13 protein-coding genes are annotated in these 14,347 nt (G+C 74.4%); 6 read left to right on the forward strand and 7 right to left on the reverse strand.

Annotation, left to right across the window (positions count from 1 at the left end):
* Window positions 1-2 precede the first annotated feature (2 nt).
* Window positions 3-1,061 carry a 3-deoxy-7-phosphoheptulonate synthase gene (locus O4J56_RS14495; RefSeq protein WP_270686303.1) on the reverse strand — a complete coding sequence of 353 codons (1,059 nt, stop codon included), beginning with the start codon at window positions 1,059-1,061 and terminating at the stop codon, window positions 3-5.
* A gap of 133 nt (window positions 1,062-1,194) precedes the next feature.
* A complete protein-coding gene (locus O4J56_RS14500) occupies window positions 1,195-2,898 on the reverse strand; it encodes an AMP-binding protein (RefSeq protein ID WP_270686304.1) in 1,704 nt (567 codons plus the stop codon).
* A 144-nt stretch (window positions 2,899-3,042) separates the two neighbouring features.
* On the opposite strand from O4J56_RS14500, the gene O4J56_RS14505 reads away from it, so the two are divergent.
* The 3 genes from O4J56_RS14505 (at window position 3,043) to O4J56_RS14515 (ending at window position 5,284) form a co-directional block, all read left to right on the forward strand.
* Window positions 3,043-3,954 (forward strand): DUF4429 domain-containing protein, encoded by a 912-nt coding sequence (locus O4J56_RS14505; protein WP_270686305.1) that lies wholly within the window; start codon window positions 3,043-3,045, stop codon window positions 3,952-3,954.
* Window positions 3,955-4,010: 56 nt separating this feature from the next.
* Entirely contained in the window at window positions 4,011-4,976 is a 966-nt protein-coding gene (pip, locus tag O4J56_RS14510) for a prolyl aminopeptidase (protein WP_270686306.1), read from the forward strand.
* A 116-nt stretch (window positions 4,977-5,092) separates the two neighbouring features.
* Entirely contained in the window at window positions 5,093-5,284 is a 192-nt protein-coding gene (locus O4J56_RS14515) for a ferredoxin (protein WP_270676230.1), read from the forward strand.
* A 127-nt stretch (window positions 5,285-5,411) separates the two neighbouring features.
* Here O4J56_RS14515 and O4J56_RS14520 read toward each other — a convergent pair whose 3' ends face one another.
* Both O4J56_RS14520 and O4J56_RS14525 read right to left on the reverse strand, forming a co-directional pair.
* Window positions 5,412-6,617: an NAD(P)/FAD-dependent oxidoreductase gene (locus O4J56_RS14520; RefSeq protein ID WP_270686337.1), complete on the reverse strand. Its 1,206-nt coding sequence runs from the start codon at window positions 6,615-6,617 to the stop codon at window positions 5,412-5,414.
* A 91-nt stretch (window positions 6,618-6,708) separates the two neighbouring features.
* Window positions 6,709-7,689 (reverse strand): asparaginase, encoded by a 981-nt coding sequence (locus O4J56_RS14525; RefSeq protein WP_270686307.1) that lies wholly within the window; start codon window positions 7,687-7,689, stop codon window positions 6,709-6,711.
* A gap of 145 nt (window positions 7,690-7,834) precedes the next feature.
* On the opposite strand from O4J56_RS14525, the gene O4J56_RS14530 reads away from it, so the two are divergent.
* Window positions 7,835-8,776, forward strand: coding sequence for a 3'-5' exonuclease (locus O4J56_RS14530; protein WP_270686308.1), 942 nt, complete (start codon window positions 7,835-7,837; stop codon window positions 8,774-8,776).
* A 199-nt stretch (window positions 8,777-8,975) separates the two neighbouring features.
* On the opposite strand, the gene O4J56_RS14535 is transcribed toward O4J56_RS14530, so the two are convergent.
* The 3 genes from O4J56_RS14535 to O4J56_RS14545 all read right to left on the reverse strand — a co-directional run bounded on the left by O4J56_RS14535 (window position 8,976) and on the right by O4J56_RS14545 (window position 10,965).
* Window positions 8,976-9,164, reverse strand: a complete 189-nt coding sequence (locus tag O4J56_RS14535; protein WP_270686309.1) for a hypothetical protein — start codon at window positions 9,162-9,164, stop codon at window positions 8,976-8,978.
* Between the two features lie 102 nt (window positions 9,165-9,266).
* Window positions 9,267-9,926 carry a TetR/AcrR family transcriptional regulator gene (locus O4J56_RS14540; protein WP_270686310.1) on the reverse strand — a complete coding sequence of 220 codons (660 nt, stop codon included), beginning with the start codon at window positions 9,924-9,926 and terminating at the stop codon, window positions 9,267-9,269.
* Between the two features lie 382 nt (window positions 9,927-10,308).
* Window positions 10,309-10,965, reverse strand: a complete 657-nt coding sequence (locus O4J56_RS14545) for a biliverdin-producing heme oxygenase (protein ID WP_270686311.1) — start codon at window positions 10,963-10,965, stop codon at window positions 10,309-10,311.
* 368 nt (window positions 10,966-11,333) lie between these two features.
* On the opposite strand from O4J56_RS14545, the gene O4J56_RS14550 reads away from it, so the two are divergent.
* Window positions 11,334-12,551: a PP2C family protein-serine/threonine phosphatase gene (locus tag O4J56_RS14550; RefSeq protein WP_270686312.1), complete on the forward strand. Its 1,218-nt coding sequence runs from the start codon at window positions 11,334-11,336 to the stop codon at window positions 12,549-12,551.
* On the forward strand, window positions 12,548-14,344 hold the full coding sequence (locus O4J56_RS14555) for a sensor histidine kinase (RefSeq protein ID WP_270686313.1): 1,797 nt from the start codon (window positions 12,548-12,550) through the stop codon (window positions 14,342-14,344). Before O4J56_RS14550 ends, O4J56_RS14555 begins: the two co-directional genes overlap by 4 nt.
* The last annotated feature ends 3 nt before the right edge of the window (window positions 14,345-14,347 follow it).

The following is a 14,347-nucleotide window of genomic DNA, read 5'->3' on the forward strand; positions in this document are numbered from 1 at the left end:
GCTCAGGCCTTGCGGCGGCGGCGCACCGCCTCGGCCAGGCCCTGCAGGACGTCGACGGTGGTGTCCCAGCCCATGCACTTGTCGGTGATCGACTTGCCGTACACCAGCTCGGACGGGTCGCCCAGCTTCTGGGCGCCCTCCTCGATGAAGCTCTCCAGCATCACGCCGACGATGCCCCGCTCGCCCTCGGAGATCTGGGCCGCGATGTCCTGGGCGACGGCCGGCTGGCGCTTGTGGTCCTTGCCGCTGTTGGCGTGCGAGGCGTCGATCATCACCCGGCGGCGCAGCCCGGCGCCCTCCACCGCGTCCAGCGCGGACCGCACGTGCTCGGCCCCGTAGTTGGGGCCGGTGCGCCCGCCGCGCAGGATGAGGTGGCAGTCCGGGTTGCCGCTGGTGCTGACGACCGACCCGGCCCCGGCCGGGTCGACACCGAAGAAGGTGTGCGGGGCGGCGGCCGCGCCGCAGGCGTCCACCGCCACCTGCACGTCGCCGTCGGTGCCGTTCTTGAAGCCGACCGGCATGCTCAGGCCGCTGCTGAGCTGGCGGTGCACCTGGCTCTCGGTGGTGCGGGCGCCGATCGCCCCCCAGGTGACGGCGTCGGCGATGTACTGCGGGGTGATCGGGTCGAGGAACTCGGTGCCCGCCGGGACCCCCAGCGAGCCGATGTCCAGCAGCAGCTTGCGCGCCGTGCGCAGGCCTCGGTGCACGTCGTGGCTCTCGTCCAGCCCCGGGTCGTTGATCAGGCCCTTCCAGCCCAGGGTGGTGCGCGGCTTCTCGAAGTAGACCCGCATCACCACGCACAGGTCGGCCGCGACCGACGGCGTCAGGTCCTTCAGGCGGCGCGCGTAGTCGAGCGCCGCCTCCGGGTCGTGCACCGAGCACGGCCCCACGATGACCAGCAGCCGGTCGTCCTCGCCGTTCAGCACCCGCGCGACCTCGGCCCGGGCGTCCTCGACCAGCGCCGTGCGCTCGGGGCCCATCGGCAGTTCGGCCAGAACGTCGCGCGGCGCGACCAGCGGCCGGTAACTGGCGATGCGGGTGTCATTGGTGCTGCTCGTCATGGTGTCGGATGCTCCTCATCCCCGTCGTCCCCGGTCGGCCCTCCTGGAACCCTAGCGCCAACACAGGTGCCGGTCCGAGCCGTGGGGCGGGAGTGTGGTGCGGGTCATCGCGGGCCTTCTCAGCAGGTGAGACTCACTCCTTGAGGCCGGGCAGGTCCTCCTCCCAGAACTCCCCGGGGTTGCGCTCCTTCTCCGGCGCCCCGCGCTCGTGCTCGGCGGTGCGCAGCTCCACCCGGCGGATCTTTCCGGAGACCGTCTTGGGCAGCGCTGCGAACTCCAGCCGCCGCACCCGCTTGTACGGCGCCAGCCGCTCCCTGCAGAACGCCAGGATCGAACGGGCGGTGTCGGCGTCGGGCTTCGCCCCCGCCACCAGGGTGACGAACGCCTTGGGCACCGCCAGCCGCACCGGGTCGGGGGAGGGCACGACCGCCGCCTCGGCGACCGCCTCGTGCTCGATCAGCACGCTCTCCAGCTCGAAGGGGGAGATGCGGTAGTCGGAGGCCTTGAACACGTCGTCGCGTCGGCCGATGTAGGTGATGTGCCCGCCTGTGTCCCGGGAGGCCACGTCGCCGGTGTGGTACAGCCCGTCGCGCATCACCTCGGCGGTGCGCTCCTCGCTGTCGGCGTACCCGGCCATCACCCCCACCGGGGCGTCCCGCAGCGACACGCACACCTCGCCCTGGTCGCCGTCCCGCCCGGTCACCGGGTCGGCCAGCACCACCTCATAGCCCGGCATCGGCAGGCCCATCGACCCCGGCCGCACGTCCTGGCCGGGGGAGTTGCCGACCGTCACGGTGGTCTCGGTCTGCCCGAACCCGTCGCGCACGGTGATCCCCCAGGCGGTGCGCACCTGCTCGATCACCTCCGGGTTGAGCGGCTCCCCGGCCGACACCGCCTCGCGCACCGGGGCGGCGCCCGACCCCAGGTCGGCCTGGATGAGCATGCGCCACACGGTCGGCGGGGCGCAGAAGGTGTCCACCCCGCACCGGCGCACCGTCGCCAGGAGCGCGGCCGCGTCGAACCGGGCCTGGTTCACCGACAGCACCGTGGCCTGGGCGTTCCACGGGGCGAACACGCTGCTGTAGGCGTGCTTGGCCCACCCGGGGGAGGAGATGTTCAGGTGCACGTCGCCGGGGCGGATGCCCACCCAGTACATGGTGGACAGGTGCCCGGCCGGGTACGACAGGTGGGTGTGCTGCACCAGCTTGGGCGCCGAGGTGGTGCCGGAGGTGAAGTACAGCAGCAGCGGGTCGTCGGCCAGCGTCCGGTGGTCGGGCGCGAAGTCCAGGGCGGCGTGGCGGCAGTCGGTGTAGGGCAGCCAGCCCTCCATGTAGCCGACGCTGATCCGGGTCCAGTGCCCGGGCACCCCCTCGAACTTGGGGGTGTCGGCGGCGTTGGCGATCACGTGCCGCACCCCGCCGCGCTCGATCCGGTCGGCCAGGTCGCCGGAGGTCAGCAGCGGCGTGGCGGGGATGAGCACCGCGCCCAGGCGGATCGCGGCCAGCGTGGTCTCCCACAGCTCCACCTGGTTGCCCAGCATCACCAGGACCCGGTCGCCCCGGTGCACGCCCTGGTTGTGCAGCCAGTTCGCGGTCTGCCTGCTCCGCTCGGCCATCTCCCGGTAGGTCAGCCGCGTCTCCGAGCCGTCCTCGTCCACGATCCACAGGGCGAGCCGGTCGGGATGCTCCTCGGCGGCCGGGTCGAAGTGGTCCTGCGCCCAGTTGAAGTGGTCGGGCCGGGGCCAGGAGAAGCGCGCGTGCGCCTGGGCGCGGTCCTCCCGGAGCTCCAGCAGCAGGTCGCGCGCCGCCCGGAACTCGGCGGTGGCGGGGTTCGGCATGGAGGGACCTCCGCATCCGGTGTGTGAGCGCTGTCACTCTAACCGCTGGGGGTCCCCCCTGTCCCGGACCGCCGTCCCGGGCCGCTGCCAGGGCCGCCGTCGCGGGCCGCGGAGGCCGTGCGGCGGAGGGCTAGCATCGGTCCGGTGAGCGACCTGAGCGGACACCAGGGCACGTGGACCTTCGGCGCGGACGCGCTCCACATCGACTACGCGGACCGCTGGCGGGTGCACCGCCTGCTCCGCCTCCTGCGCCGCTGCTCCGTGCCCTACGCGGCGGTCGCCGGGGTGGACTTCCAGGCCGGCGCGGGCCGGAGGCGGTGGCGGCTGGCCGTGCGCCTGGCCGACGGCGCCGACCCCTTCGCGGCGAGCGTTCCCGGGGCGGAGGAGAAGGGCGACCCCTTCGAGCTGACCGGGCCGTCCGACACCGTCCTCACCGCCGAGTACCAGGCCGACCAGCTCCGCGTGCTCGCCGAGGGGGCCCAGACGACCGGGGCGGCCCCCGACCCCGGCGCGGTGGCGCGCTCACTGGTGCCCGCACCGCCCTTCAAGGCCTACTGCGACGGCGGCGAGGCGGTCTTCGACGGCGCGGAGGTGCGCCTGCACTGGAAGCGGCCGCGCGGCAGGGACGAGCAGCGCCGCGGCGGGCGGGTGCTGCCCCTCGACCGCCTGGTGCGCGTCGAGTGGGTGCCGGCCGACCAGGGAGGGTGGGCCGGGATCCGCTTCACCGTCGCCGGGGAGCCCTCCTCCGGGGGCTCCGTCCGCAAGGACCCGGCCGCGCTCGGGTCGCAGGACGGCCGCGAGCAGGCGCGCCTGCGCCTGCTGGCCGCGGTGGTCAACGCGCACCTGCCGACCGGGGCGGGCGCCGCCGCGGCCCTCGGTGATAGAGAAGGAGGGGCCCCGGAGCAGGTGGAGGCGCCGGCGCCGGACGCCGGGCCCCGCTCCGAACCGGAGGAGGTCTCCCGGCGCATCCGTGAGCTGGCCGCACTGCGCGACGACGGCCTCGTCACCGAGGAGGAGTTCGCCGCGAAGAAGGCCGAGCTGCTGAGGCGCCTGTAGCCCGACCCGGGGCCGACCTCTAGGCCCCACGACGAGAGAACGGAAGGCGGACGCCGATGTCCCAGCGGACCCTGTACCCCCCGATCACGCCCTACGACAGCGGGATGCTCGACGTGGGCGGCGGCGACAGCGTCTACTGGGAGCTGTGCGGCAACCCCGACGGCAAACCCGCGGTGTTCCTGCACGGCGGCCCCGGCGGCGGCTGCGGCCCCGACCACCGCCGCCTCTTCGACCCCGAGCGCTACAAGATCCTCCTGTTCGACCAGCGCAACTGCGGCCGCAGCACCCCGCACGCCTCCGGCATGGACGTGGACCTCTCGGCCAACACCACCTGGAACCTGGTGGCCGACATGGAGCGGCTGCGCGAGATGATCGGCGCCGAGCAGTGGCTGGTCTTCGGCGGCTCCTGGGGCAGCGCGCTCGCCCTGGCCTACGCCGAGGAGCACCCCGAACGCGTCAGCGCCCTGGTGGTGCGCGGCATCTTCACCCTGCGCGACGACGAGCTGAAGTGGTTCTACCAGGAGGGCGCGAGCCACATCTTCCCCGACGTGTGGGACGGCTACCTCGCGCCGATCCCCGAGGAGGAGCGCGGCGACCTCATCTCCGCCTACGCCAAGCGGCTCGACCACCCCGACCGCGCCGTCCGCCTGGAGGCGGCCCGCGCCTGGAGCGTGTGGGAGGGGTCCACGGTGACGCTGCTGCCCAACGAGGCGGTGCGGGCCCAGCACGCCGAGGACGACTACGCGCTGGCCTTCGCCCGCATCGAGAACCACTACTTCTCCAACGGGGGCTTCTTCACCCCCGGCCAGCTCATCGAGCGGGCCGGGCGGCTGCGCGGCATCCCCGGCGTCATCGTGCAGGGGCGCTACGACGTGTGCACCCCGGCGCGGACCGCATTCGACCTCCACAAGGCGTGGCCGGAAGCGGACTTCCACATCGTCGACGACGCGGGCCACGCCTTCAGCGAGCCTGGCATCCTGCACCGACTCATCGAGGCGACCGACCGCTTCGCCGCGTCGTGACCCCGCCCCCTTGACGCGATCCTGACGCGGCCCCGGGTCCGATCGGGGGCCGCGGCGGCGCGGGGCGGGCGGTGCGGATTAGGCTCGGGATCACGATCCGCGCAAGGAGGCTCACGATGAAGGTCAAGGTCGACTACGACCTCTGCGAGAGCAACGCCGTCTGCATGGGCATCCTGCCCGAGGTGTTCGAGGTCCGCGACGACGACAACCTCTACATCCTGCAGGAGGAGCCGCCCGAGGAGCTCCGCCCCAAGCTGGAGGAGGCCGTCCGGATGTGCCCCAAGCAGGCGCTGAGCCTGGAGGACTGAGGGCGGCACCGGCAGAATCGGCAGAACCGGCAGCACCCGCAGGACGGGCCGGGCGGCGGGCACCGCGGCGCGCCGCCCGGGTACGACCGGGCCGGGGGCACCGCGCCCTACCCGGCCCTCCCCGGTCCTACCTGCCCGCCGCCTCCAGCGCGTCCTCCCAGGCGGTGCGCTCGGCCAGGAGCGGGCGGTAGCGCATCACCTTCGGCGTGGACTTCAGCCCCAGCACCCCGATGAGCAGCCCCTCCCGCCCGAAGAAGGCGACGAACTTGCGCTCCTCGGGCGAGCCGTGCACGAACTCGACGGTGTCGGCGGGCGCGGCCTGCCCCAGCAGCTGGATCTTCCGCTTGTACTGGTCCGACCAGAAGTAGGGCACCGGGGCGTACTCCTCGGCGGCCCCCGACCCGGCCAGCAGGTTGCGCGCGGCCACCCCCGCCTGCTCCCCGGCGTTGGTCCAGTGCTCCAGCCGCATCCGGCCGCCGTAGCGCGGGTGCGGGAAGTTCGCCAGGTCCCCGGCGGCGTAGACGTTCGGCACCGACGTGCGCCCGAGCGCGTCGCACTCCACGCCCCCGGCGCCGCCGGCCAGCGCGACCCCCGACCCCTCCAGCCACTCGGTGTTGAGGTCGACGCCCAGCCCGCAGACCACCACCGGCGCCTCCACGGCCGACCCGTCGGCCAGGCGCACCCGCTCCACGCGACCGCCCGCGCCCTCGTACCCGGACACCCACGTGCCCAGCCGGACGTCCACGCCGGTGTCGCGGTGCAGGTCGGTCAGGATCCGCCCGACGCGCGGGTCGACCGCACGGGTGAGCGGCGTCGGCGCCGCCTCGATCAGCACGACCTCCCGGCCGAGCGCCCGCGCGCTGGCCGCCACCTCGGCCCCGACGAACCCGGCGCCGACCACGGCGACGCGGTCGTACTTGTCCAGGTCGGCCCGGAGCGCCTCGGCGTCGGCCAGGGTGCGCAGCACGTGCACCCCGGCCAGGTCCGTGTCAGGGCGGCGGGCGCGCGCGCCGGTCGCCACGATCACCCCGTCGCCCTGGACACGGGCGCCGTCGTCCAGCTCCACCGCCCGCTCCCCGGGCAGCAGCCGTGCGGCGGCCCGCCCCAGCCGCAGGTCGAGCCCGAGCGCCTCGAAGGCCGCGTCGTCGCGCAGCGCCACCCCGGCGCCGTCGCCGACGCCGGTCAGCACCTCCTTGGACAGGGGCGGCCGGGAGTAGGGGCGCTCGTCCTCCGCCCCGACGAGGATGATGCGGCCCTCGAAGCCGGCCTCGCGCAGGGATTCGGCGGCGTGCAGGCCGGCCATTCCCGCGCCCGCGATGACGACGTTGTCCATGTGGTCCATGGCTCCGCTCTGGATGTGGGGTGGTGGGGACCCGTCTCCACGATAGGCGCGCACCGGCGCCGCGGGGCGGGCGCCCGGGCCGCTAAAGCGGCCGGATCGCGCCGACCGGCTCGCCGCCGCCGAGCAGGTCCACGCTGAGCAGGTCGGCGACGGGGGAGACGTCGGCGCCCAGCTCCCGCAGGGCGGTGAGCCCGACCATGGCGCGGGCGCGGGTCTCGGCGTCGCCGTCGGAGACCTTGACCGCGACGGTGCGCCCCTCGGCGTCGGCGAGCACGATGACGCCCTCGGCGCCGATCTTGGAGACCGTGCCGGGCAGGTCGCGCATGATGCGGGTGTCGACGCGGCCCTCACCGGCCACGTACTCGGGGTGGGCGCGCATGGCCGCGATGACGGCCGCCTCGGGCGTGCCCTCCGGGGCCAGGGCCATGGCGCGGATGCCGCGCGCGAGCCCCTGCAGGGAGACGGCCATCTGCGGGGCGCCGCAGCCGTCCACGGCGGTGTGCGCGACCGGCTCGCCGCACAGCTCCTCGATGGTCTCCCGCACCATCGCCTGCAGCGGGTGGGCGGGGTCCAGGTAGTCGGCGGTGCTCCACCCCTGGGCGGCGCAGGCGGCGAGCATGGCCGCGTGCTTGCCCGAGCAGTTCATCAGCAGCCGGTCCGGCTCCCCGCCCGAGCGGAGCAGCGCGTCGCGGAACCGCCGCCCCATCGGCCAGTCGACCGGGCAGCGCAGGTCCTCGGGGGAGAGCCCGGCGTCGGCGAGCACCTTGCGGACGATGTCGGCGTGGATGTCCTGGCCGCTGTGGCTGCCGGCGGCGATGGCCAGCTCGGGGCCGGAGACCGGCGCCCCCGCGCGCAGTGCGGCGAGCGCCTGGAAGGGCTTGGCGGCCGACCGGGGGAACATGGGGGCCTCGACCGGCCCGCGCGCGTACCCGGGTGCGCCGTCCGCGGTGAGGCCGATGACGGCGCCGTAGTGCACGCCCTCACGGAATCCGGAGCGCACGACCTCGGCGAGCGGCACGTACGCGGGCAGCGGGGACGACGGGTGGGACACCAGGCCCTCCATTCGCGACAAAATCGGACAGACGGCTCAACGTTATGCGCCGCGGCTCTCTTCCCGCACCCGTCGCACGGGTGCCGTAGGGTCGGGCAGCGGCGCGGCGCCGCCGGTCGGGGCGCCGTGACGGGTTCTACGGGGGAGGACGTTCCGCATGCTGGAGTGGATGAGGGCAGGGCGCCCGCGTACGCGCGGGGCGGTCGCGCACGGGGCGCTGTCCCGTGTGCGGGGCGGGTCCGCCCTTCCGGCGCGCGGTCTGGAGTACGCCGTCCTCGACGTGGAGACCACCGGGCTGGACCCCGCCGCCGGTGCGCGGGTGTGCGAGATCGCGGTGGTGCGGATGCGCGGCGACGGCACGGTGCTGCGCGAGTTCAGCACCCTGGTCGACCCGGGCGCCCCGATGCGCGGGCGCGAGTTCCACGGCATCACCGACGGGGACGCCGCGGGGGCGCCGCGCGTCGGCGCACTGGCCGGGGAGCTGGCAGGGCTGTTCTCGGGAGCCGTGGTCGTCGGGCACAACCTGGACTTCGAGGCGGCGTTCCTCGCCTCCGAGCTGGTCCCGGCGGGGCTGCCCGAAGGGGTCCCGGGACTGTGCACGCTCCGTGCGCTGCGCTCCCAGGTCGACCTGGACCGGTACTCGCTGCCGCGGGCGAGCCTGGCGCTCAACGGCCACTGGCCGTCGGGGCAGCACACGGCGCTGGGCGACGCGCGCGCGTGCGCCCGCATCCTGGCGGAGATGCTGAACACGGCACCGGGAGAGCTGTACTACACCGGGCCCGCCCCGCGTGACCTGGTGGCCGAAGGGCCCGGCCCCGAAGGGCGGGGCGGGGAGCAGGGCGGCCCGGTCCGCCTGAAGAGCCGGACGGCGGCCAAGGGGGCGCTCCCCGTGGCGACGGTGTGGCCCCGCCGGTGGCGTCCGCAGGAGCTCCCGGCGGAGCTGTGCGGCGGCGCGTTCAGCGACACCGACCGTGCGGCCGCGCTGAAGGCGGCCCGTGAGCGCGGCCGGCGCCGCGAGGCCGCCGCGGGCGCCGCGGCGCTGGCCGGGGCCGTGGCCGCCGCAGGGGCGGCCCGCTCCCTGCTGCGCGTGCTGCGCTGAGGCCGGGGCGGCCCGGGGAGCACACGGATCGCCGGGGTCGTGTGCGAAGTGATTGTGTGCGAGCCGTATGACATCACTGAAAGCGTCGGCAGCGTCACTCCCCGCAACGCCTAGCGCGCCTCCCGCGATGATCTCGACGAGAGTGCCGTCAAAACCGCCGAAATGGCGGCACTTTCGTCGAGATCATCGCCGCGGGGGCTCAGATCCCGGACAGGGCCAGGAAGAAGGCGATGATCAGCGCGCTCCCGCCCACCGTGGTGAGGGTGGCGCGCCCGGCCTCGGTGAGGCGGGCGGGGAGCACGGCCAGGGCCGGGTAGAAGCGGATCACACGGTTGGTCATGGCGACGGCGACCAGCACGGCGCCGACGAAGAGGAGGACGAGGGACACGTCGGGACAGGCCTTCTCGGGGAGGGGAGGGGCGGGCGGTGTGCGCGCCCGATTGTCGCGCATTCGCCTCGCTTGCGGGAGGGGGCGCCGTGTCCCGCGGGGTTAGGGGCGGTCCCCGACTGCCCCGTTCGCCTCGTGCGCGCCGTTCGTCCGGTCCGTGCGGGGCTCGGCCGCGCCGAGCGCGCGCAGGGTGAAGGACGTCACCAGCGCGTGCGCCTCCTCCACCGAGGTCTCCCCGCGCAGGATGGGCACCCGCTGGGCCCCGATCATCGCCAGCACCAGCCGGGCGGTGGCCGCCACCGGCTCCCCGGTGAACGCGCCCTCCTTGGTCCCGTGCCGCAGGACCTCCTCCAGCAGCTGCTGCATGGGCTCCACGTGGTCGGCCAGGCGCTGGTAGGCGTCCGGCCCCAGGCTGGCGCCGAGCTCGGCGGCCGGGGGGTGGGGATGCTCGGCGATCGCCTCCAGCTGGAGGCGGACGAAGGCCGACAGCCGGTCGGTGGGCTCCGGGACGCCGTGCAGCTCGGTCCGGTAGCGCTCCATGAAGTCGGCGGTGGCCTCGTCGGCGAAGGCGAGCAGCAGCGCCGCCTTGTCGGGGAAGTAGTTGTACAGGGCCGTCCGGGTGATGCCCGCCCGCGCGGCGACCTCGGTCATGGAGATGTCGTCGATGCCCTCGGTCCGGGTCAGCTCGGCGACCGCCTCCAGAATGCGCTCACGCGTCTGGGCCCGGTGGGCGGCGATGGTCGGCGCGGAGATCTTGGGCATGCCCCCATGGTCGCACGGCGGAGGGCGGGGCGGGCGGCGTCGGACCGAGGCGGGAGGCGGCCTGACGGCGTCGGCGGCGGCCGCACCGGCTCGGCCGGGGGTGCTCCTGTCCTGGTCGGTGTCCTCCCGGCATGGGGCGATGGGGCCGGACCGGTCCGCGAGGACGGAGCTCCCGCCGCACCCGGGGGACCGCCCGGGGCCGGACGGGGGAGCGCGCCTCCAGGTGTGCCGCCGGTGGATCAGGCATGCCGCCGGCGGGCTCGGCGGGATGGGGCGTGGGCCGGTCGAACGGCGGCGGGGCCGCCTGCGGCGTCCGGCGTGCGGGCGCCCAGGAGGGCGCCGGGCGGCGCCGTCCCCGCCGCCCGGTGCCCCGTGCGGCCGCTCAGGCGGCCGCGCCGGACGCGTGGCGGCGTCCGAGGTCGGCCAGGACCTCCGTGTTGAGCTGGTAGGCCAAGCCGGTCTCGCGGATCATCGCCCGCCGCGCGGTCTCGTCCAGGTCGAGGGCGTCCAGGCGGGCCCGGTAGGCCTCTTTGAACCGGGGCAGGCTGCCCAGCGCCGAGAAGTCGTAGAACGCCGTCCCCTCGCCGCGGGGGAGGGAGTAGGCCCGTGCCGCCGCCTTGGCGATGAACTGGCCGCCGGACACGTCGCCCATGTAGCGGGTGTAGTGGTGCGCCACGTACCCGGCCGGGTCGTCGGCCATCTGCCGGATGCGCGCGGCGTAGGTGGCGGTGGGCGGTGTGGGGGAGACGCGCCGCGCCCAGTCGGGTCCGTACAGGGCCTCCAGGTCCCGCTCCAGGGCGGGCACGCGGAACAGCAGCGGGTCGACGAACGGTCCGGCCAGGGGGTCGTCGGCCAGGGCCCGGCCGACCTCTTCCAGGGCGGTGTAGGCGAAGTAGTGCTGGGCGGTCATCGCGGCGTACCCGTCCACGGGCATCGCCCCGTCGAGCAGCGCGCGGGTGAACCCGTGCTCCTCGGCCTCCCCGTGCGCCTGCCAGGTGGCGGCCTTGAGCCGCTCGGAGAAGCGCCCGTCCTCCACCATCGGTCTCCCTTCCCGCGGCGGGAGCGGTCGGCCCGCCCGTTTTCTGACATCTTGTCAGCACGATGGTGACGGGTGTCAAGACCGATACGACGCACTGTCGTATAAGTCTCGGCGGATTCTCAGGTGCCCAGGCGGCACGTGGGCCGGGGCGGGGGCGCGGGGTGGCCGTGGCCGGTATTCTTGCCCGGGACGGTGGCGCAGACCTGGCGAAACAGGAGGAAGCGGACCGGTCGGACATGAACCGGGGAACGCCCGGCGGCCGACCGTGCGTTAGCACGTGCAGTGGCGGCCCGCGAGGCGGTGACACTATCGTTTGTCTGCCGCGACGAGGGGCGGCAGACAATGCCAGCGAATCAGGACTTGGGGCAGTGACCGTGACGCGATCCGAACCAGCGGGGCCGGCCGGCGCCGATGCCGCCGCCTCGGCGCCGGCGGTCGCCTCGGTCGACGTCCTGCTGGTCGAGGACGACGCCCAGGACGCCTTCCTGGTCGAGGAGCTGCTCGCCGACACCGACCTGGACTGCCGCATCACCTGGGTGCGCACCTACGCCGAGGCGCGCGAGGCGCTGCCCTCCTTCCGCGGCTGCGTGCTGCTCGACCTCAACCTGCCCGACGCCGACGGCATGCCGCTGCTGCGCAAGGTGCTCGACGCCGCCCGCTCGGCCGCCGTGGTCGTGCTCACCGGCCTGGACGACGAGCACGAGGGCGTGGCCTCGGTCGCCGCCGGCGCCCAGGACTACCTGGTCAAGGGCCAGGTCGACGGCTCCCTGCTGGCGCGCAGCCTGCGCTACTCGGTCGAGCGCCAGCGCGCCGACGAGAACGCCCGCCAGCTCCGCGAGGCCGAGCTCTACGCGCGCGAGAACATGCGCCTGGAGCGCGGCCTGCTCCCGCAGGTGCTGCTGGACGCCTCGCCCCTGTCGCACCGCACCTTCTACCGGCCCGGCCGCAAGCGCGCCCTGGTCGGCGGCGACTTCTACGACGCCGTGGAGAAGGACGGCACCACCCACGTCATCGTCGGCGACGTCAGCGGGCACGGCCCCGACGAGGCCGCCCTGGGCGTGCAGCTCCGCATCGCCTGGCGGGCCCTGGTCATGGGCGGCGTCGACGAGCGGCGGCTGCTGCCCTCGCTGGAGCAGATCCTCGTCAGCGAGCGCGCCCAGGAGGAGATGTACGCCACCCTGTGCCAGGTCAGCCTGGACACCGGGGCCGAGAGCGCCCGCATCCGCCAGTTCGGCCACCCGCCGCCGCTGGTCATCACCGACGGCAAGGTCGCCGAGGTGGAGGCCTCCCCGCACCCGCCGCTGGGGGTCTTCCCCGAGTCCGAGACCGAGGTGGAGGAGTTCGCGCTGCCGCGCGGGGCCACCCTGATGCTCTACACCGACGGCCTCGTCGACGCCTACGACGGCGGGCCGCCCGCGCGCCTGGAGGTCGCCGGGCTGCGCCGCATCCTGTCCGGCCTGCTGGAGGCCGGGACCTCGGTGGTCGACGTGCCCGAGCGGGTCGTCGACGAGGCCGAGCGGCACAACGGCGGACCGCTGCAGGACGACGTGGCCATGCTGCTGGTCACCCATGGGAGCGCCCGTTGAGACCCTGGACGCTGAGGAGGCGGGTCACCGTCCTCCTCGCCCTCGTCGCCGCGCTGCTGGTCGCGGCCGTCTCGTTCATCACCTTCGCCGCCTACACCGCGCGCGACTCGCTGGACCGCCAGGTCGACGAGCTGGCCCCGGCCCTGACCGCGGTGCAGCAGATCAGGTCCGGCTACCTGAACATGGACAACGGTCTGCGCGGCTACGCCCTCACCGGCAGCGAGGACTTCCTCAGCCCCTACCAGCAGGGGCGCAACACCGTCCGGGAGAACGAGGCGACGCTGGAGAACGTCGCCGGGGACAACGCGGACATCAAGAACGCGGTCGACGAGGTGCTGGCCGCCGGGCGCGCCTGGGACGACGACTTCGCCGCGCCCACCCTGCAGAAGGTGCGCGACGGCGAGGAGGTCACCGGCGACGACTTCGAGCTGGGGCGGGAGCGCTTCTCCGCGATGCGGGAGGCGGCCGACGACGCCGAGCGGCGCATCGACGACGAGATCTCCCAGGCCCGCACCGGGCTGAGCTACGCCACCCAGCAGGTGGTGGCGCTGCTGGTGCTGGTCGGCTTCGTCGTGGTGATGCTGTCGGTGTTCCTGTGGGTGATGCTGCAGCACTGGGTGCTGCGCCCGCTCGACGAGCTCGCCGGGCACCTGCAGCAGGTCTCCGAGGGCTACTACGCCCACCGCATCGAGCTGCACGGCCCGCCGGAGATCACCCGGGTGGGGCGCGACGTCGACGCCATGCGCGAGCGCATCGTCAGCGACCTGCACGAGGTCGGCGCGGCCCGCCGCCAGCTCCAGGAGCAGTCCGAACTGCTCGAGCACCAGGCCGACGAGCTGCGCCGGTCCAACATGGAGCTGGAGCAGTTCGCCTACGTCGCCTCGCACGACCTGCAGGAGCCGCTGCGCAAGGTGGCCAGCTTCTGCCAGCTGCTGCAGCGCCGCTACAAGGGGCGGCTCGACGATCGCGCCGACTCCTACATCGACTTCGCGGTCGAGGGCGCCAAGCGCATGCAGACCCTCATCAACGACCTGCTGGCCTTCTCCCGGGTGGGGCGCACCAAGAACTTCGCGCCGGTCGACCTCAACCAGGCCCTGGAGGACGCCCTCAACAGCCTGGAGACCCGGCTGGACGAGGCCGGGGCGGTGGTCACCGGCCAGGACCTGCCCACCGTGGAGGGCGACCGCACCCTGCTCACCCAGGTCTTCTTCAACCTGGTGGGCAACGCGGTGAAGTTCCGCGGGGAGAGCGACGCCCGGGTGGACATCAGCGTCCGCCGCGAGGGCGGCGAGTGGGTGTTCTGCTGCGCCGACAACGGCATCGGGATCGACCCGCAGTACGCCGAGCGCATCTTCGTGATCTTCCAGCGCCTGCACACCCGGGACAAGTACGGCGGCACCGGCATCGGCCTGGCCATGTGCAAGAAGATCATCGAGTTCCACGGCGGCCGGATCTGGCTGGACACCCGCGACGACGAGCCGGGCACCCGCATATGCTGGTCCCTGCCCGCGGTGCCGGAGGAGGCCGACGGCGACGGCGCCGCCGAAGGGGCCGGGGCCGCCGACGCGGACACCGTGGGCGCCGAGGAGGACGCCTCCGCCGACGGAGGGGCCGACGGCGCCGGGGAGGACGCCGAGGGCCGCGTCCGCGCGCTCGGCGAGGACGCACCCGGCGGGGACCGCCCCGCCGGACCGGGGCCCGAGGGCGGCACGCCCGACGGCGGGGACGGCGGCGGACCGGACGCGGAGGGCGAACCCTCCCGGGCCGGCGGCCGCGACGGGGACGAGGGCTGAAGA

This window comes from Nocardiopsis endophytica (assembly GCF_027706725.1).
GTDB classification, from domain to species: domain Bacteria; phylum Actinomycetota; class Actinomycetes; order Streptosporangiales; family Streptosporangiaceae; genus Nocardiopsis_A; species Nocardiopsis_A endophytica.